This is a genomic window from Lentzea sp. NPDC005914, from assembly GCF_040629405.1.
Lineage (GTDB): Bacteria > Actinomycetota > Actinomycetes > Mycobacteriales > Pseudonocardiaceae > Lentzea.
Window position 1 is genome coordinate 72481 of sequence record NZ_JBEXVQ010000020.1, and the last position, 19673, is coordinate 92153.

A 19673-nucleotide genomic window follows, 5' to 3' on the forward strand; every position below is an offset into this window, starting at 1 on the left:
TCCGACAACACGATCGGCATTTGGCTCCCCCCGGAGTACAACCACTTCCGACGGTACGCAGATCTCGTTGTCCAGTGTCAGCGCTGTTCCACTTGACAACGATCAGTGGACAACCTCGGACGAGCGGTCCCGCCTGCTCGGCGAGCTCAGCTGCAGGTCACGGGTGTGTTCACGCTCTTCCGGCGTCGCCTGGTCGCGCCACGGCAGATCCGACGGCGTCACCCCATCGAGTGCACGGAAATCAGATCCACGCGGTGTCGGTGAAGCCCGTCGGAATCGATTTGCCGACGCCGGCGAGCGGCAGCGACGTCCATGCGCAGCTGCAGTTCCGGGACGCCGAGCTACGCCGTTACGACGGGCATGCTCATGATCGTGGTGATCGGACCGGCAGCGCGGCTGCTGGGCCGGGCCCGGGCGATCGCGCTGCTGGTCAGCGCGGGCGGCCCGACGATCGTCGGCTTCTCCGAGAGGCATGGCGCGATCGCGGTGGCACTGGCGGTGCTGGGCGCCGGTGTGGAGCTGGCGTTGACGCTCACGACGGACGCGGTGGTGTCGGCCGTGCCCGGACAAGGCCGGAGCGGTGTCCGAGACGGCCTACCGACTCATTCCGAGCTCCACAAAGATTTCCGCGAACGCATGACGAGGTGGGTCAGCCTCAGGATCCGCTGGGGCCGATGGCACGAAATCCGAGCGCCGGCAGGCGCAGATCCGGGTTCAGACCGACGAGTCCTTCCGGCATCAGGGCGGCCAGCTGGGAATCCGGTTCGCTGTGCCAGGTCGCCGACCACTCCCCGCGGAGGTCCGTACTCGCTGCCAGCTCATCGCTCGACGGCAGCCTCATACCGCGGTGGCGGCAGTAGACGTGCGCGTCGTACCAGGACACCCCGGTGATCGGCACATCACCGTCCCTGTCGGCGGCCGTGTAGACGCCTCGGTCGTTGAGACCCAGATCGAGCGGATGACCGGCTGTGCTGGCGCGTTTGCCGTTGGGCGCGTCCATCGACGGCCAGATGCCATACCCCTCCCGCCGCCACCCCGTCTCCGCCATGAACATCGAGTACTCCCGGCACGACACCAGCTCACCTCGTCCAGCGACGGACACCTCGTCACGCATCAGCATCGGCACGAGGAACCTGTTGACGTTGTACATGTAGATCAGGTTGATCCGGCTCAGCAGATGCGACGAGTACGTGCACATGTCCCGGTGGAGCGCACAGGCCAGGAAGTACTCGAAGAGGGAGTAGTGGCGGAAGTCGGCTCGCCCGTCGAGGTGGGAGAGGATGCCGGAGTCGAGGAGCATCTGGTCGGCCTCGGACGGCTGCCGACCGAGGACATCGGCCACATTCCTCCGCATCTCGCCTTTGCGGAGCGCGAACTCCGCGCGCGCCAGCTCCTCCAGCCTCAGGCGAGCGATCGACTGGTCGGTGGCGGTCAGGTCACACCGCGACAGCCACGCTTCGACCGCTTTCGCGTACAGCATCGGCAGGTCGATCCGTCCAGTCTGATCGCTGAGGTGGGGAAGCGCCTCCTCCAGCAAGAAGATCGTGAACGGGACGTGCGCAAGTTCGCGGTACGCCTCCTGATCCTGCACGGACTTCCACAGACGGCCTGCCTTCGACCCGAGCAGATAGGTGCCGGCCTTGCCTTCCGAGACCGGCTCGATGCACACCACACCGGGCAGGCTGACCTGACCGAGCGCACGTTGCACCACTGAGCGGGTCGAGTCCTGGCGGTCGGAGTCGGCGATGACCTCTCCGAGCATTTGAACCAGGTCGGTTGTTTCGAGGAGGTGAGCGCGGCACGCCACGAGAAACCGCGTCGACGTCGGCTCAGCCCTGACGATGCCGCGCAGGGTGGCGCGCACGCGATCCGCCGAACGGGCGTCAGCCAGTAATTCGTCGAGGCCGTCCAGCAGCAGGAGGACAGCACCCCGCCTTCCATCGAGGTCCGACTCGGCGACAGGGCGCGGCACCGACTCCGCCAGCAGCTTGCCCCGCGTCGCTATGTCCTTGTCCAGCAGCGATCCGAGCTCGATCAGCACGGGAATTGGCGCGGTTCGCCACTTGCTCAGGCCACGCCTTGCCATGTCATGGGCGAGCCACCGCAGCAACCACGTCTTTCCGCTGCCGAACTCTCCTGCGACGACCAGCAGCCTGGTCGTCCCGTGCAGCGCCCAGGTGCACAGCATCTCCCTGGCGTCGCCGTGGCGGCCCTGGTCGTCCACGACCTCGAGAGCGATGGCACGCGCGGCCCAGTCCTGGCGTCCGTACTCGTCGACGTGCGCCCGAAGCAGGGTTTTCAGCCCATCGGGTGTCTGGAGGCGAAAGAGCCACATCGTCGTACCAGCCAGCAGCAACGTCAGCACGACGGCGATCGCCCCGTAGACGAGCGAAGGCTTGGTGCCCCCGGTGGCGATGTTGACCACTAGGCCCACGAGGACGGTGAGGACGGTGGTAACCCCGATCGCGACCATCACAACGTGGCGATGGGCCATCACTACCTCCCCGAGTTCCGCGTCCTTTTGGTCGCGAAAGAACAGGGTTCGTTACAACCGCGTGGGTCTCCCCCGGCTCATTCCGAGCGCGAGGCCTCGCTCAGCCGCTGGTGCAGACGCTCCCTGACCTGGTCAGGGGTGTAGGCGGCGCGGCGGCGCTGGTTGCGGGCCACGACCACGCCGCTGGCCGCGACACCCGCGAACGCGGCGAGACCGATCACCTTCCACAGCTTCATGTGCCTAGGCTATCCGGCTATGGCGACAACCCTGGACCGAGCCGTCGAGATGACCCGCACCGGTGACGTGTGGGTGTTCCGCGGGCGCAGCGCCGCGGACAGGGCCATCCAGGCTGTGACGAACAGCCCGGTCAACCACGTGGGCATGGCGATCGTGCTGGACGACCTGCCGCCGTTGATGTGGCACGCGGAGCTCGGCAAGTCTCTGAAGGACATGTGGAGCGGCACGCATCAACGCGGGGCGCAGCTGCACGACCTGCGTGACGCGGTGGTGACGTGGCACGACAAGTACGGGCAGCGAGTGTGGCTGCGGCAGCTCGACCACGCCGTGACGCGGGAGATGGAGGACGCCGCGTTGAAGACGGTGGCGCGGCTGGACGGCACGCCGTTCCCGTCGACCGCGAAGCTCGCCTCGCGGTGGGCACGCGGGCGCGTTCCGTTGCGGCCCAAGGGGGACGCGACGCTGGAGAGCGCCTTCTGCGCGGAGATCGTGGCCGTGACGTACGAGGAGATGGGGCTGCTGCCCACGCGCAGGCCCAACTGGTACGACCCCGGCAAGTTCTGGAGCGGCGACGACCTGGAGCTGCTGGGCGGGGCCAAGCTCGGCGAGGAGATCGAGATCGTCGTCATGTGACGGGCTGTCCGCAAAGGGACTGATAACTATCAGCCCCTTGACCGGTGTCGCTCGGCCCCCAGACCATGGGAGCGGTCTCACACTGGGAGCTGACAACGATGTCACGACTGCTCGCGATCGTGCTCGCCCTGCTGTTGCCCGCCGTGCCCGCCACCGCCGCGCCGTCGGCCTGGACGGTCGCGGGACCTGGTCAGGTCACCGCGAAAGTTGCTTTGACCAGCGGGAATCTGACACTGGCCGTGCTGCGTCAGGGCAGAACCGTCCTGCAGCCCGCGCCGGTCGGCCTCACGACGTCCACCGCCGACCTCACGAAGGACCTGGCGTTCACCGGCCGCTCTGACCGCGTTGTCATGGAGCGGTACGAGATGTCGACCGGCAAACGGCTGCAGCGCGCCAGCCGGATGACCGAGACGCGGTTGAGCTTCCGCAACTCCACCGGCACCTTCGACCTGGTCGTGCGCGCGGCTCCGGACGGTGTCGCCTATCGCTACGTGCTGCCGAACACCGCCATCGTCACAGGAGAAGCGTCGGCGTTCACCGTGGCCGCCGACTCGAAGGCGTGGCTGCTCCCCTACAACGCCTGGTACGAGGCCAACCGCGTGCGCACGACGGCCAGCGCGGCGACCGGCGACTTCGGCTACCCGTCGCTCTTCCAGGTGGGACAGGACTTCGCGCTGCTCACCGAGTCCGATGTGGACGGCAGGTACTCCGGCAGCAGGTTGCGCAGGAGCGGCAACGGCTTCCAGGTCGTGCTCGCTGACGCACAGGCCGAGTCGACGGGCACCACGCCGTGGCGCACGGCGATCGTCGGCGACCTGGCCACCGTCGGCACGTCCACGCTGGTCGACGACCTGGCGACGCCCGCGCTGGTGAGCGACAGGTCGTGGATCAAGCCCGGCAAGGTCGCGTGGTCGTGGCTGAGCGAGCACTCCAGCCCGAGCGACTTCGCGCGGCAGAAGCAGTACGTGGACTTCGCCGCGCGCAACGGCTGGGAGTACTCGCTGGTCGACGAGGGCTGGAGCGCGCAGTGGGTGCCGGAGCTGATCCGCTACGCCCGTGCGCGGGGCGTGGAGATCCTGCTGTGGCTGCGGTGGAGCGACCTCGACACGCCGGAGAAACGCGACACCGTGCTGCCCAGGATCAAGCAGTGGGGTGCGAAGGGCGTGAAGCTCGACTTCATGGAGTCCGACTCGCAGGCCCGTTACCGGTGGTACGACGCGGTTCTGCGCAAGACGGCCGACCTGCAGCTGATGGTCAACTTCCACGGTTCCACGATCCCGCACGGCCTCGCCCGCACCTGGCCGCACGTGATGACGATGGAGGGCGTGCGCGGCGCCGAGAACATGCCGCCCGCCGCCAACAACCCCGTGCAGTTCTTCACCCGCAACGTCGCCGGCTCGATGGACTACACCCCGGTGTCCCTGGAGGTCGGTACGAAGGAGGCCTCGATCGCGCACGAGACCGCGCTGCCGGTCGTGTACGAGTCGGGCTGGACGCATTTCGCGGACAAACCCGAGGCGTACGAACGGCATCCGCAAGCCCTGCGCTACCTCGACCAGCTGCCGACGGTCTGGGACGAGACGCGGCTGCTCGACGGCGATCCGGACACGCACGCCGTCGTCGCCCGCCGCAACGGCGACCGGTGGTTCGTCGGCGGCATTGCCACTGACCAGCGCACTCTCAAGGCATCGCTGGGATTCCTCGGCGGCGGGCAATGGCTCGTGGAGACCGTCCGCGACCCCGCCGACCGCGGCGATGTCGTGCGCGACCGGCAGGTGCTGGGCAACACCGGCAGCCTCGACGTGCCGGTGCGGCGCAACGGCGGGTTCGCGGCGGTCATCTGCCGAAACCGGCCCGGCCTGCAGACATGCGACCAGCCGATCCGCCACATCCCGCAGACGACCCTGACCGTCACCCCGGCCTCCGCCGACGCACCGGTGGGCTCGACCCTCGAGGTGAACGGCACGTTCACCAACGGCACGCAGGAGATCCGCGACGTCGTGCTGAAGGCCCTCGCTCCGCAGGGGTGGACGGTGTCCGGCGCGGTCGTGCAGCGGCGCAAGCTCGCGCCGGGTGAGTCCGTCAGCGGGCGGTGGCAGCTGCGGGTCGGACCGGGGATCGGCACTGTCGACGTTCCTGTCGTCGCCACGTTCGCGGACGTGCACGTCGAGCAGGCGGTGAAGGCGTTCGTGCCACCCCCGGCGCCTGCCGATGGCGCGCAGGTGAGCGGGCTGCCGTTCATGAGCGAGACCAACGGGTGGGGACCGGTCGAACGTGATCGCTCGAACGGCGAGAGCTCCGGCGGTGACGGCGCGACCCTGTCCATCGGTGGCGTCACGTATGCCAAGGGACTCGGCGTGCACGCGCCGTCAGAGGTCTCGGTCTACCTGGGCCGCGGCTGCTCGCGGTTCAGCGCCAAGATCGGCCTCGACGACGAGACCGGCGAGCCGGGCTCGGTGGCGTTCCAGGTGTTCGGCGACGACAAACCGTTGTACGACAGCGGAGTCCTGCGCGGGAAGGGTCCGGCGGTGCCGATCGACGTCGACGTGGCCGGTGTCCGGATGCTGAGCCTGCGCGTCACCGACGGCGGGGACGGCCGCAACTTCGACCACGCGGACTGGGCGGAGGCGGTGCTGGCGTGCTGATCAACCGCAGGCAGTTCCTGTACGCCACGGGTTTGCTGGCCGTCGCACCGAGCATCACGCTCGCCCAGGTCAAAGACACCTACTACGAGGTGCTGCTGCGGCACACGAGGTGGGCCGAGACGCAGTACGACCCGGTCGCTGGCCACTACCGGCGCGCGGACTTCGGGTTCGCGGTCGTGCTCGGCAACGCCGTCCTGCTCACTCGTGGCACCTACGACGCGGCGCTGGCGGGCATCGAGAAGGACGTGCTGCGCCAGCGCACCCTCGCCACGATCCGGCACTTCGCCGCGAGCAACGTGCTGGCGGGCGGCAGCGAGTGGGGCAAAACCCTGTTCTGGGACACCACTTTCCAGTCCTACTTCGTGCTCGCCGCCCGCCTGCTCTGGCCCGAACTGGACACGGCGACACGCTCGAACGTCGAGGCGATCACCCGCGGCCAGGCCGACTACACGACGTCGCTCGGCACCGGCAACGACCCGCGTTCGGGCAGCTGGACACCGAACGGCCTGGCCGGCGGCTATCGCGGCGACACCAAGCTGGAGGAGATGGGCGTCTACGCCCAGTCGCTCGCACCGGGCCTCGCCTGGCACGGCGACGGACCCGGCTGGCGCGAGGCGTTCGGGCGCTGGAGCCGCAACGAGGCCGGACTGCCGGCCGCCGACCTCACCAATCCCTCCACAGTGGACGGTGTGCCGATCTCGGCCAACACCGCGGTCAACCTGTACGACACCTTCCTCGTGGAGAACCACGGTTCGTTCGGCCCGCACTACCAGTCGGAACTGTGGCGCACCTCCGGGCGCAACGCCATCCACTTCCTGCTCGCGGGCCGGCCGCTGCCCGAGGTGCTCCTCAAGCAGCCCAACGGCGAACTGTTGTGGCGCACCATCCTCGCGACGATGAGCGACGCCGGTGAGCCGCTCATGCCGATGGTCGACGACCGCGAACACCTGTACGGTCGCGACGTCATCCCGCTCGCGTTCCGTTCGACGGTGCTGCGCGACCCCATGGCCGCGTGGGCCGAAACGGCGCTCGCCTCCCGGCTGCTCGCCTACCAGGCACACCCGCCGGAGTACCGGCTCGCGAAGTTCTCCGGTGAGCCGAAGTACGAGCCCGAGGCACGCGCCGAGCTCGCGATCAGCTACCTGCTGCACGAGTTGCGCCCTCCGGCACGTCCAGTCCCGGACTTCTTCGCCAGAGCGGCGCTGGCGATCGACCACGGTGACGGGCCCGGTCTGCTGGCTCACCAGTCCGGCGCCGCGTGGGCGGGCACGGTGACCAAGCCGGGGTTCACGAAGTTCGCGTGGCAGCCTTCGCACGACGACTGGCTGTTCAAGATCAGCGGCGCCACGCCGATGCTGCTGCCTTCCGCCGCTGTCACGGGGCGCAATACCTTTGTGTACCAACGAGTTCGGGATGGCTTCGACGGCACGGCGAGCGTGCTGGCGTTCGCGGACGGGTTCGCCGGCACCGCCACCCTGCCGACCGGCACCGTCGTGTGCGCTCTCCCCCGGCCTGGACGGGTGGACGTGCACAACCTCGCGATGGCGGGAATGCCTGGGCTCACCGGTTCCCGCACCTACACGGGTGCCGCGGGCCGGGTGACCGTGCGGGCACGTGAGGCGTTCCGGGTCGACGAACTCACCTTTCCTGCGGTGTCCGCACGGCACGTCCGGATGGTCGGCGTGCGGCCGCATCCCACGTACGGCTACTCGTTGTTCGACTTCGAGGTGGACGGTTCTCGTGGCCGGCCGACCACCGCGTCGTCGTTCGATCCCGGCATGGAGCCCGCCAAGGCGACCGATGGTGATCCGGCCACGCGCTGGGCGGTCGCACGCGCGGAACGCGGCCGGGCCGACAGCTGGCTCGCCGTCGACCTCGGTGCTGCCACGACGATCCGGAGCGCGCGGCTGCGCTGGGAGACCGCGGCGGCAGGCGCCTACCGGATCGAGACTTCGGCCGACGGCCTCGCGTGGACGACGGCGGCCGAGTACCCGCGACCCGACCTGAGCACGACGGGCTGGCTCGACGTCGACGGACGGGCGGGGTTCGTCGCGCGGTCCGCCGAGCCGATCACGGTGCAGGGCGACACGATCGTCCTGCCGCCGGGAGTCGTCGAGGGGTACGTACGCGCTGATCTGCGGGCGATCTCGGCGCAACCGGCACCGGAGTGCCCGCCTTCCGTACGGGCAAGCACGGCGGACGGCTACTTCAGCCTCTTCAACCTCTCGAACGCCGATGTCACCGGAACGGTCCGGTTGCACGGCAGCAGGCTGTACCGCGGCACGCAGCTCACCACAGCCGACGGCACCGAGTACGCACTCGCCCTGGCCGCCGCCACCGCACGGGTCGAGGCGCCGTGGTTCACCGCCCGCGGCATCCCGGCCGGCATCACCGCCGTGGTGCACGACGGGCGGCGGGTCACGTTCCGCGGCGGCCCCGCGCGGTTCACGCTGACCCATCGCGACGGCGGCACCCTGGCGATCGTGCTCGGACATGCCGAGCGCACGGTGACCATGCCGGGCGCTCAGGCGTTCCCGTTCGACGACCTGGCGCTGGGCCGTGTCACGTTCCCCTGCTCCGTCCTGCCGCCCGGGATGAGCGATCCGGCCGCCGCGGTGGACGGTGCGCCGAACACCGCCTGGACGCCGGGACGTGACGGGCGAATGGTCGTCGACCTCGGGGCGGTGCACCAGGTCGAAGTTCGTCTGAAGTGGACAGACGGCCCGGTGCCCTCGCACACCATCACTTACAGCGTCGACGGCAGGAACTACGGATCTGGTGGTGCCGCCCGGTACGTGGCCGTCTCGACCGGGTGGCGGCCGGGTCAGGCGTCGCTCACACGCATCTCGGTAACTAGTGGTGGGCTCAAGTGACGGCAACGATGCGCGCGTCCAGTAGCGCACCGTCCACGATGTCGAGCAGCCCGATCGTGCCCTGCGGCTGACGACGCTTGTCCGTGGGCGAACCGGGGTTGAAGACGCGGAACCCGTTCTCGGCCTCGTCCCACGGGATGTGCGAGTGTCCGAACACGACGAGCCGGGCAGAGGGGAAGCGCCGGCGCATCCGGGTCAGCCGGCCGGTCTTCTGCCCGCTGTCGTGGATCATCGCGACCGGCATCCCCTCGATGTCGAACTCGACGGTCTCCGGAGCACCCCACGCCACCACGTCGGGCCCATCGTTGTTGCCGCACACCGCAACCACAGGCGCGTACTCGGACAACTCGTCGAGGACGGGAGCGACGCAGACGTCACCGCCGTGCAGGATCAGGTCGGCAGACCGCAGATGCGCGGCGACGGCCGGTGGGCACCGCTTCCAGAACCGCGGCGCATGGGTGTCGGACAGCACGACGACTCTCACGCCTGCCGACCGTATCCCCTGAACGCGTGCGACGCAGCACGTCGAGGCAGCCCGTTCGCTGGGCATGGCCGCCTCTGGCTTCATGACGTCTCATCCGGCCACTCCTTCCGAACCGGGTGCGGCCGTCCGCGAACCCCGGCGGCCACACCCGGTGCTGCTGCCTAGTAAGGGCCGCAGTCGTTCTCGTACGGCAGGTTGGCGCGCTCGTTGCCCTTGAAGAAGATGGCGCTCGCCATGTAGCGGCCGCCGTCCATCCCGCTCACCTTGATCCAGATGTTGTTGTAGATGCCATAGGCGTTGACGGTCTCGCCGCGCGTCCAGCAGATGCCGATGGTGGTGGTCTCCGGCGGAAGCGTCCACGCGATCGGGCACGACGTGGCCTCACAGGTGCGGACGTTCACCTCGGCCCACGTCGTCACCGTCGGGTAGGGCGGCAACGGCGGAGCCGCCAGTGCGACACCGGATCCGCCGATGAGCGCGATCGCGGAGAGCAGGAACCCCAGTACGACTCTCATGCACTTCCTCCCAGTGGGTTGTCGATCACAAGCACAAGACCGATGTCACACCCCGGAGGTTGCACACGTGGACTAACGAGACACCTCAGTACCGTATGCTGCGGCTCCATGAGGGCGTTACCCGCGGCGGTCGCCGCAGTCGTGATCTCCGGCTCATCCCCTGCCGTAGCAGCGGTTTCTCCGGACTACCCGCTCATCCTCGACGTCGACGTGACCGCCGTGTGCGGTCAACCGTCAACGGGCCGGGTGACGGTTTTCAACCCCACCGGCCAAGTCGTCGAATGGCGCGTTCGACAGAACGGCGTGGTGATCACCGGCAGCGGCACGGACTTCACGCTGCCCGGCACCGGCGAGTTCCTGGTCGACGCGCGCGAACCCGGCCGTGCGTACGGAAAGGTGTGGCACGACGAGGTCTCCGACGGCTGCAACCCCGTCCGGGTCGTGTCGGTGGGCGACTCCGTGGTGTGGAACCAGGGCGTCGACCAGCACCAGAAGTTCCCGCGGTTGACGGCCTCGCTGCTCGGGGCCGCGACCGGGCGCGGGTTCGCGCACCGCGACTACTCGATCTCGGGTGCCGTGCTCGACGCTCCCGACGTCGAGTGCCCCGGCTCGTACGTCCAGGACCCCGACGGTGACGGCGAGATGGAGCTCGGCGAGGTCACCGCGCAGCTGCCGGACGTGTTCTGCCAGCTGGACAAGGCCGCCGAGCACCCGACTGATCTCGTCATCATCAACGGCTGCATCAACGACATGGACCCGTTGCTCGGCATCCCGCTGGGCATCACTCCCGGCACCGAGGACGTCCCGACTGCGGTGAAGCGCGAGTGCGGCGGTGTCGGTGCGGCACCCACGAACCCGGCTCGGGACGTGCCGTATTTCAGCGGCGCCAAGGTCGGGTACGGCGGGCGCGGCATGCGGGAGGCGATCGAGAAAGCGCATTCCCTGCCCGGCCGGCCGAAGGTGCTGGTCGTCGACTTCTACTACGCGCTGAGCCGGGCGAGCTTCATACCGAGCTGGTTCTGCACGGACCGCGGGTTCTCGGCTCAGAACGAACAGCTGTGCCTGCAGAACATCGCGCGTGCGCCGCAACGGTTCGAGCAGTTCACGCGCGAGTCCGGCGAGGCTTACCGGGTCGCGGTCGCCGAGGCCAACGCGGCTTCGTCCGACGGGCCGTTCGCGGTGGTGGGCGACGGGTTGTTCACGTTGGACAACGCGGCGTTCGCGGCCGACCACAAGGTCTGGCAGCTTCCGCACGAGGACTCGCAGTTCTCGTTGCGGCAGGAGGCATGTCCCCGGTACAGCGCCACGGCGGTGCAGTGCCTGACGGCGGCGGTCGCGCACCCCGACACGGTCGGATCGCGGCAGTACGCGGAGAACTTCCTGCGCAACCAGCAGCTGCGGCAGTGGTTCGGGCTCGACTCCGTGCAGTCCTCACTCGACATGTCTCGTGAGGGCGACACCGTCACGCTGGAGGCGCCCGCCGGTCAGGAGTTCCGCTGGTACTTCGGGGACGGGACCTCGGCCGCGGGTGGCCGGCAGGTCACCCACACGTACACCACGAGCGGGCCGCACCTGCCGCGCGTCGTGGTGGACGGCAGGCTGTACGAGGCGCGCGATTCGGTGCGGGTGAAAGCGGGTATCTGACCCGCATGGCACGGGCGATCTGGAGCGGGTCGGTCAGTTTCGGGCTGGTGAGCATCCCGGTGGAGCTGTACAGCGCCACCGAGGACCACACGGTGCACTTCAACCAGTTCCAGCGCGGGACGTCCGACCGCATCCGGTACAAGCGCGTCAACGAGCGCACCGGACGTGAGGTGCCCTACGACAAGATCGTGAAGGGGCACGAGGTCGACAGCGGCGAGTACGTGGTCGTGGAACCCGACGAGCTGGACGAGATCGCTCCCGGCCGGTCGCGCACGCTCGACATCGAGGCGTTCGTGGACCTCGGCGAGATCGACCCGGTGTACTTCCAGAAGACGTACTGGCTCGGCCCGGCCAAGCCCGAGTTCTCGCGCCCGTACCTGTTGCTGGCGCAGGCGATGAAGAAGACGAACCGGGCCGGGATCGCGATGTTCGTCATGCGCGGCAAGCAGTACCTGACCGCGCTGAAGGAGGACAACGGGATCCTCGCCGTGCACACGCTGTTCTTCGCGGACGAGATCCGCAAGCCCGAGGACGTGCTGGACGTGACGCCCGAGGGCCGCGCGCCCCGCGGCAAGGAGCTCGACATGGCGATGTCGCTGGTCGAGTCGATGGCGGACGACTGGCGCCCGAAGGACTACCGCGACACCTACACCGAGCGCGTGAACAAGCTGATCAAGGCGAAGCAGAAGGGCAAGAAGGTCGTCGTCGAGGCCGAGCCTCCCGAGGCCACGGGGGTCGTGGACCTCATGGAGGCGTTGCAGCGCAGCGTCGAGGCGAGCAAGAGCAAGCGGGGCAAGAAGAAGGTCAGCTGACGACGAGAGCCGTCGCGTTGTCGGTGCCACCGGCGTACAGAGCCGCGCGGACGAGCCGTTCGGCCGAGGCGTGACCGGCCATGATCGCCTCGATCCCGTCGTGCCCCAACGGCCCGTACACGCCGTCGGACGCCAGCACGAGCCTGGCGGCCCTCGTACCGGCCCTCCCGATGTTCTCGGGCTTCGCGAGCCGGACCGTGTTCGTCACGACGTGCTCCAGTCGCGGCTGGGGCACCACCCCGCGCTCGCGGAAGTACTCGGCCACGGTGTGGTCACTCGTGAGCTGCACGAGGTCGTCACCGGCAGACGCGTACGCACGGGCGTCACCGGCCCACGCCACGTCGAAGCCCCCGTCCAGGCGTGCCACGGCGACCACGATCACGGCGTCCCCGCTGTGCACCTGGAGGGCGTCCCTGGCGGCCAGGATCGCGGCGACCGGGTCGGTGAGCAGGGCTGCGGCCTGGGCGGCGGCATGCGCGGCCTCCCTCGCCGCCACCGAGTCACCCACCCCGTCGGCCACGACGAAGGTGCGGCGGCCGTTGGTGGCGTATGCGTCGGCGTTGTGCGTGCGCGGTCCACGTTCTGAGGCGTACGTGACGGTCAGCGCGGTACCCAGTGGCCTGGTGCGATCAATCAGCATGGCGACCTCCCTGACCTCCACTAAGCCCTGCGTGGCCAAGAGTCTGCTGTCAGCAGCCTGAGAAAAGCTCTAGAGTTTCGCCGCCCGGCGAAACCGGTCCTCCCGCGGCGAGTTCTCAAACCGGTTCTGCACCCCCCGACCAGGAGGTACGCTCCCGCGCGATACCGACGTGGTCCTGGGGGAAGCGGAATGATGCGACGTCTCGTGCTGCCTGTGGCAGCGCTCATGCTCTCGGCGCTCGCCGTCTCGTCACCCGCCACCGCGGCGGCCGAGCCGGTCGCGTCCTCCTACACCCCCGTGACGCCGCTGCGAGTGCTGGACACGCGCACGGGGCTCGGTGCGCCGGGACCGGTGACGGCCGGGCAGAGCGTCGAGCTGGACCTGTCGTCCCGCACACCGGTCGGCACCACGGCGGTCGTGCTCAACGTGACCGCGACCGAGCCGACGTCGGCCACGCACGTGATCGTGTGGCCCTCCGGCAGCCCGCGCCCGTCCGCGTCGAACCTCAACGTCGTCGCCGGGGAGAGCCGGCCGAACCTGGTCACCGTGCGGCTGGACCAGAGCCGGAGGGTGAGCCTGTACAACAACGCGGGTTCGGTGCACCTGATCGCCGACCTGGCGGGCCACTACACGCCCGGTGCCGGCGCGCTGTACCAGCCGCTGCCGCCCACGCGCGCCCTGGACACCCGCGACGGGACCGGTGTGGCGCCGCGCAACCCGGACGGCTCGCTGCCGCTGAACCTGTCCGGTCTCGTCCCCGCCGACGCGACCGCCGTGACGTTCAACCTGACCGCCACCAACGTCACCGCCGGCACGCACGTCATCGCGTGGCCGCACGGCAAGCCCCGGCCGGACACGTCGAACCTGAACCTGGTGCCGGGCGACACCCGCGCCAACCTGGTGACCGTCGCGCTGGGCACCGACCGCACCGTCGACCTGGTCAACAACCTGGGCGGGATCGACCTGATCGCCGACCTCGCCGGCTTCTACGTGCCGGGTGAGGGACTCGCCTACTACCCGCTGGACCCGAGGCGGGTCGCGGACACGCGCTCGTCGTGGATGCCCCGGCCGGACAGTCCGCTGAACCTGTCGCTGGACGCGGACGACTCCGTCCCGGCCAACGCGTCCGCGGTCGTGATGAACGTGACGGCGACCGAGGCGACGGAGACCACCCACGTCAGCGTGTCGCCCGTCTGGGACTTCAGGTCGTCGACGCTCAACGTCACCCAGGGCGGCACGGTGCCGAACCTGTCGGTGGTGGTGCTCGGGATGTACGGCGTGCTCAACATCAAGCCCAACGCCGGCGCGATGCACCTGATCGTCGACCTGGCCGGGTACTTCGCCCCCGCGCCGTCCACCTGCACGACCGGGTGCGTGCTGGCGTGGGGCTCGAGCAACGCCGGGTCGCTGGGCTCGGGCGGTGGCGTCGGCGAGAACCAGTACTTCGGCGAGCCGACGCCCCGGCCGGTGTCCGGGCTGAGCGGCGTGACCGCACTCGCCGGCCGCTACGCCCTGCTGGCGGACGGCACGGTGCGGGCGTGGGGCCCGAACAACTGGGGCCAGCTCGGCGCCGGGTGGCACGCGGGGTACTACGGGTTCGCGTCGGTCCCGGTCCGGGTGAAGGGGCTGTCCGGCATCACGGCGATCGCCTCCACGGGGGACAACGGTTACGCGCTGCGTTCCGACGGCACCGTGTGGGGCTGGGGCGAGAACTACGTCGACCAGGTCGGACCCCAGACGACACCGGACCGCATCGTCGACCTGCCCGTCCGCATCGCCGGCATCGACAACGTGATCGCCATCGCCGCCTCCGGGGGCGCCGGCCACGCGTTGCGCTCGGACGGCACGGTGTGGTCCTGGGGGCAGAACTTCGCCGGTGAGCTCGGCAACGGCACGACGCGCACACCGTCTTCGCCGACCCCGGTCCAGGTGACCGGTCTGACGGACGTCAAGGAGCTCGTCGCCGGGTATGACACCCGGTACGCGTTGCGCTCGGACGGCACCGTGTGGACGTGGGGCAGCAACGCGGAAGGGCAGCTCGGCAACGGCGCCGAGACCGGCGAGTCGGGCACCGCGGCCCCGGTGCGGGACCTGACCGGCGTCGTGTCGGTGGGGGCGGCGTACCGGACCGGGTTCGCCGTCCTGGCCGACAAGACCGTCGTCGCGTGGGGTTCGCACTCCAGCGGTATGGCCGGCGTCGGCAACACCGGCCGGTTGGTGACCGTGCCGACGCGGGTCAAGAAGCTGACCGATGTCACGAAGGTCGTCGGCAGGTTCGCGCTGCGGGCCGACGGCAGTCTGTGGGGCTGGGGGCCCAACGCCGAGTGCGCGTTGGGGTTCCGGGACAACTCCGACTTCCCCGAGCCGCAGAAGATCGCCGTCCTCCCGCCGGTCACGGCGTTCAGCGCGACCGGCGCCGCGATCATCAGGTGATCATCGCACCGCCTCCGTGAGCTCGCCGACGAGGTGCCGGCGCCGCTGGAACGACTACGGTGATCACCGTGCGCTTCACGGTGTTCGGCGGAGTCTCGGCGTCGGTCAGCGGCCGCCTGACCGAGTTCGGCCGGACACGGCTGGCGGCGCTGCTCGGCGTCCTGCTCGTGGACGCCGGGCGGGTGGTCGGAGCCGACGAGCTGGTCGAGCGCGTCCTGGGTGACGCGCCGCCCACCCGTGCCCGCGCGATGATGCAGACGTGGCTGACCCGGTTGCGGCAGACGTTGCCCGGCCTGATCGAGCGCGAGGCCGGCGGGTACGTGATCCGCGTCGATCCGCTGGAGATCGACCTGCACCTGTTCCGGCATCTGGTGCGCACCGGCCGGATCGCGGAAGCCCTGGCACTCGCGGACGACGAGCTGCTGTCCACACTGGACACCCCGTGGGCGCGGTCGTTGCGCGCGGACTTCGCCGCCGAACTGCTGGCGGCGCGGCTCGACCACGTGGACGAGCGCCTGGACTCGGGCGAGCACACGACGCTGGTGCCGCAGCTGCAGGTGCTCGCCTCCGAACGCCCGCTGGACGAGCGGATCGCCGCGCAGCTGATCGAGGCGTTGCACGGCAGCGGCCGCACGTCCGACGCCTTGAAGCACTTCGACCTGCTCAAAGCCCGGCTCGCCAACGAGCTCGGTGCCGAACCGTCGCGGCAGCTCGTCACGTTGCACCGCCGTCTGCAGGCCGCGTCGGCACCCCGGCAGCTGCCCGCGCCGCCCAAGCCGTTCACCGGGCGCGCCCTGGAACTGGCCGAGCTGGACCACGCTCCGAACGGCGTCGTCGTGATCACCGGCACCGGCGGCGTGGGCAAGACCTCGCTCGCCGTGCACTGGGCGCACCAGGCGTCGGAACGGTTCCCGGACGGCCAGCTCTACGTGAACCTGCACGGCTTCGGCCCGTCCGGCGCGGCGCTGAGCCCCGGTGACGCGCTGCTGCGGTTCCTGTCGGCGCTGGACGTGCCGCGCGCGAAGGTGCCGCACGACCTGGCCGGGCAGTCGGAGCTGCTGCGGGACACGCTCGCCGGCAAGAAGGTCCTGATGCTGCTGGACAACGCCACCGACACCGACCAGATCGAGCCGTTGCTGCCGCGCACGCCCAACAGCCACGTGGTGGTCACGAGCCGGACCGCGCTCAAGCCGTCGCACCGGGCGCAGTCGCTGCCGCTGGGCCTGTTGCCGCCCGACGACGCCCGTGAGCTGCTGGCGTCGCGCATCGGCCACGACCGCGCGCAGGCCGAACCGGAGGCGGTGGACACCGTGGTGCGCCGCTGTGCCCGCCTGCCGCTCGCACTCGCGGTCGCCGGGGCCCGTGCGGCGACGCAGCCGGAGTTTCCGCTGGCAGCGCTGGCGGACGAGCTGGCCGACCTCGACGCGTTCGCCGACGACGATGACGTCACGGCGGACCTGCGCTCGGTGTTCTCCCACTCCTGCAGGGCACTGAGCCCACCGGCGCTGCGATTGTTCAGGTTGCTCGGCCTCATGCCCGGCTCGGACATCAGCCTCGCGGGCGCGGCGTCGCTGGCGGGGCTGGGGGTGCCGGAGACCGCGGCGCTGCTGGCGGAGCTGGCCAGGGCGAACCTGCTCGACGAGCCGGAGCCGGGCCGGTTCACGTGCCACGACCTGCTGCGCGACTACGCGGCCGAGCTGGCCGAGCACGACGAGGGTGTGGCGGCGCTGAACCGGTTGCTCGACCACCTCGCGCTGACGAGCGTCGAAGCCGGTGTCGTGTTCACCCCGAGCCGCCACCGCCCGGCCACCCCGCAGCCGGCCCCTGGCGTGGTGGTGACGCCGATCAGCACGCACGAGGAGGCGTTCGCGTGGCTGATGGCCGAGCACCCGGCGTTGATGTCGGCGATGCCCCACGGCACCCCGACGCAGACGTGGCTGATGGGCTGGTCGCTCGCGGACGTGCTCGACCGGCAGGCGCTCTACCAGGATCTGCTGACGTCGCAACAACTCGCGCTCGCCGCGGTGGAACAGCTCAACGACACCGACGGCATGGGCCGCACGCTGATCAACCTCGGCCGCGGGCTCGGCAGGGCCGGGCGCCTGCCCGAGTCCAGGGCGGCGTTCGAGCGGGCGTTCGAGGTGTACTCCGGCAACCCGGCCGGACAGGCGGGCGTGCTGCTGAACATCGCGATGCTGTGCCCGGACGACCAGATCCCGGAGGCGCTGGAGTACACGCGGCGCGGGCTCGCGCTGTTCGAGGAGTGCGGTGACGAGTACGGGCAGGCCAACGCGCTGACCGGACTTGCCTGGGGCTACGGCAAAATCGGCGAGTACGCGACGGCCGTCGAGTACGCCGAGCGCGTGATGAAGATGTGGCAGGCGATGGACCACGTGATCGGCCAGGCCGAGACGTGGGACAACCTCGGCACCGGCTACTTCGGGCTCGGCGACTACTCCCGGGCCGCGCACGCGTTCACGCAGTCCTCGGCGTTCTTCCGGATCGGCGGCGACCTCCCGCTGGAGGCCGCCGCCTACGAGCAGCTCGGCGACGCCCACGCGGCCGCGGGTGACGCCGAGTCTGCTCGCCGTGCCTGGCAGAAATCTCTGGAGCTGCGGGCGGGAGCCGGTCTGCCGACCGACTCCGTTCTCGAGAAGCTACAGGCCGAACGCCAGTAGCACGTGCCCGTTCGGGTTCTCGTAGTTCGCGAAGTAGCCGGACTGGACGTAGACCATCCCGTCGGAGATGACCGCTCCCGTGCCCGGTCCCGCCATGTTGCCGCCGCGCCCGGTCAGCCCGTTGACACCGCGAACGTCCTGGATGGTGTCGTAGGTCCAGAGGATCTTGCCGGTCTTGGCGCTGTACGCCCGGAACTTGCCGTCCTGCGCGCCCAGCCACACCACACCGGGTGTCGAGGACACCGGAACGCCGTGCGCGGGCGCACAACCGGGCTGACCGGCCACGCCACCCGTCGAGCAGCCGTCAGCAGGTGCTGGTGTCTCCCACAGGACGTTGCCGTTGGCGGGATCCACCGCGAACAGCTTGCCGGGGCTCGCGACGTAGGTGGCGATGTAGAGCCGGTGGCCGTCGTAGCTCGCCGCCCACTGGATGCCGCCGAGGCCACCGCTGGGCCACGGCGTGCCGAGCAGGCGGCGCCACACGACCTCGCCGGTCCTGGCGTCGAACACGTGGTACACACCGGACTTCTGGCCGACACCGATGAGCTGCCGTCCGCCGACCTCGAACAGGCTCGGCGTCGCGCCGATGTCGTAGTCGAGGTTGGTGTTGTCCTTGAGCCCTGGGCAGTAGCCGTCCGGGTCGGGCTCGACGCAGGCGTACCGCCACGTGTCGGCGTTGGTGACCTGGTTGGTCCACTTGACCGCGCCGGTACGGGCGTTGAGCGCGAGCAGCGAGTCGAACTCGCCGCCCTTGCCGGTGTAGTTCTGGCCGGTGCCGACGTAGAGCGTGCCGGTCTTCCTGTCGATCACCGGCGAGCTCCACACCCCGGCACCCGACGGCTCGAACCGCTTGGCGCCGTTCGGCCACGTCCCGACCTCGACCGGTTCCGGCACCGTGTAGTGGCGCCAGACCAGTGCACCGGTGTCGACGTCGTAGGCGTCGATGTGGCCGCGGAACGTGCAGCACGCGTAGTCGCGCGGCAAGGTGTTCTCGGCGCTGGACGTACCGACGTACACCAGTCCGTTGTGGACGATCGGCGAGCTGGTGGTCATCGACGCGATGGTGGTGTCCATCTGCGTCTGCCAGCGCTGCCGGCCGGTCCGCTGGTCGAGCGCGAACAGCCGGCCCGCGCTGTCCCCGAACAACACCTTGCCGTCGGACACGGTCGGGCCGTCGGAGTTGTACACCGGCCTGGCCGCGCCGGGGAGCGCGAACTCCCACTTCGGCGCGCCGGTGCGGGCGTTGCGGGCGTAGAACTTGCCGTCGGGGCCGCCGAAGTAGACGGTGTCGCCGACGACGGCGGGCTGGCTGCGGACGAAGTTGACGTCACCCTTCTGGTAGGCGAACGCCCACTTCAGCTTGAGCTTGCCGACGTTGCCGGCGTTGAGGCGCCACTCCGCGGCGTTGTGCCTCGATCCGTTGAGATCCTTCTGCCACCCCGCCCAGTCGCCGCTCGCGTGAGCCGTTGCGGGTCCGGCGGTCAGCACTACCAGCGCCGCGGTGAGCAGCGCAGTTGTCTTGAACATGGAATCCCCCTTCCACCACTCACCTTGGCAGTGGCGCAAGGGGGACCGCGACCGCTTA

14 protein-coding genes are annotated in these 19673 nt (G+C 69.8%); 7 read left to right on the forward strand and 7 right to left on the reverse strand.

Translation table 11 applies throughout. From position 1 onward, the window contains the following. Window positions 1-341 precede the first annotated feature (341 nt). The 3 genes from ABZ345_RS27030 to ABZ345_RS27040 all read right to left on the reverse strand — a co-directional run bounded on the left by ABZ345_RS27030 (window position 342) and on the right by ABZ345_RS27040 (window position 2730). Window positions 342-536 (reverse strand): hypothetical protein, encoded by a 195-nt coding sequence (locus tag ABZ345_RS27030; protein WP_359854306.1) that lies wholly within the window; start codon window positions 534-536, stop codon window positions 342-344. A 119-nt stretch (window positions 537-655) separates the two neighbouring features. Continuing rightward, window positions 656-2494: an NACHT domain-containing protein gene (locus ABZ345_RS27035; RefSeq protein WP_359854308.1), complete on the reverse strand. Its 1839-nt coding sequence runs from the start codon at window positions 2492-2494 to the stop codon at window positions 656-658. A 77-nt stretch (window positions 2495-2571) separates the two neighbouring features. Continuing rightward, window positions 2572-2730 carry a hypothetical protein gene (locus tag ABZ345_RS27040; RefSeq protein ID WP_359854311.1) on the reverse strand — a complete coding sequence of 53 codons (159 nt, stop codon included), beginning with the start codon at window positions 2728-2730 and terminating at the stop codon, window positions 2572-2574. Window positions 2731-2749: 19 nt separating this feature from the next. Here ABZ345_RS27040 and ABZ345_RS27045 point away from each other — a divergent pair, with 19 nt between their 5' ends. The 3 genes from ABZ345_RS27045 to ABZ345_RS27055 all read left to right on the forward strand — a co-directional run bounded on the left by ABZ345_RS27045 (window position 2750) and on the right by ABZ345_RS27055 (window position 8882). Further along, window positions 2750-3364 (forward strand): hypothetical protein, encoded by a 615-nt coding sequence (locus ABZ345_RS27045; protein WP_359854314.1) that lies wholly within the window; start codon window positions 2750-2752, stop codon window positions 3362-3364. Window positions 3365-3462: 98 nt separating this feature from the next. Continuing rightward, entirely contained in the window at window positions 3463-6009 is a 2547-nt protein-coding gene (locus tag ABZ345_RS27050) for a glycoside hydrolase family 97 catalytic domain-containing protein (RefSeq protein WP_359854317.1), read from the forward strand. Continuing rightward, window positions 6003-8882, forward strand: coding sequence for a discoidin domain-containing protein (locus tag ABZ345_RS27055; RefSeq protein ID WP_359854320.1), 2880 nt, complete (start codon window positions 6003-6005; stop codon window positions 8880-8882). Before ABZ345_RS27050 ends, ABZ345_RS27055 begins: the two co-directional genes overlap by 7 nt. Here ABZ345_RS27055 and ABZ345_RS27060 read toward each other — a convergent pair. Both ABZ345_RS27060 and ABZ345_RS27065 read right to left on the reverse strand, forming a co-directional pair. Further along, the gene (locus ABZ345_RS27060) at window positions 8875-9366 is read right to left on the reverse strand and encodes a metallophosphoesterase family protein (protein ID WP_359854323.1); all 492 of its coding nucleotides are present in this window, start codon (window positions 9364-9366) and stop codon (window positions 8875-8877) included. The genes ABZ345_RS27055 and ABZ345_RS27060 overlap by 8 nt on opposite strands. A gap of 161 nt (window positions 9367-9527) precedes the next feature. Next, window positions 9528-9881, reverse strand: coding sequence for a hypothetical protein (locus ABZ345_RS27065; protein WP_359854325.1), 354 nt, complete (start codon window positions 9879-9881; stop codon window positions 9528-9530). Window positions 9882-9989: 108 nt separating this feature from the next. Here ABZ345_RS27065 and ABZ345_RS27070 point away from each other — a divergent pair, with 108 nt between their 5' ends. Next, window positions 9990-11525 carry a hypothetical protein gene (locus ABZ345_RS27070; protein ID WP_359854328.1) on the forward strand — a complete coding sequence of 512 codons (1536 nt, stop codon included), beginning with the start codon at window positions 9990-9992 and terminating at the stop codon, window positions 11523-11525. A 5-nt stretch (window positions 11526-11530) separates the two neighbouring features. After that, complete coding sequence (locus ABZ345_RS27075) at window positions 11531-12337, forward strand: Ku protein (protein ID WP_359854331.1); 807 nt, start codon at window positions 11531-11533, stop codon at window positions 12335-12337. On the opposite strand, the gene ABZ345_RS27080 is transcribed toward ABZ345_RS27075, so the two are convergent. Beyond that, entirely contained in the window at window positions 12330-12977 is a 648-nt protein-coding gene (locus ABZ345_RS27080) for a serine/threonine protein phosphatase (RefSeq protein WP_359854332.1), read from the reverse strand. The genes ABZ345_RS27075 and ABZ345_RS27080 overlap by 8 nt on opposite strands. A 189-nt stretch (window positions 12978-13166) precedes the next feature. Here ABZ345_RS27080 and ABZ345_RS27085 point away from each other — a divergent pair, with 189 nt between their 5' ends. Together ABZ345_RS27085 and ABZ345_RS27090 are read left to right on the forward strand one after the other, a co-directional pair. After that, window positions 13167-15410 (forward strand): hypothetical protein, encoded by a 2244-nt coding sequence (locus ABZ345_RS27085; protein ID WP_359854334.1) that lies wholly within the window; start codon window positions 13167-13169, stop codon window positions 15408-15410. A gap of 68 nt (window positions 15411-15478) precedes the next feature. Further along, window positions 15479-18088 (forward strand): BTAD domain-containing putative transcriptional regulator, encoded by a 2610-nt coding sequence (locus ABZ345_RS27090; RefSeq protein ID WP_359854336.1) that lies wholly within the window; start codon window positions 15479-15481, stop codon window positions 18086-18088. Here the strand turns inward: ABZ345_RS27090 and ABZ345_RS27095 are convergent. After that, window positions 18068-19615, reverse strand: coding sequence for a PQQ-binding-like beta-propeller repeat protein (locus tag ABZ345_RS27095; protein WP_359854339.1), 1548 nt, complete (start codon window positions 19613-19615; stop codon window positions 18068-18070). The genes ABZ345_RS27090 and ABZ345_RS27095 overlap by 21 nt on opposite strands. Window positions 19616-19673: the final 58 nt, after the last annotated feature.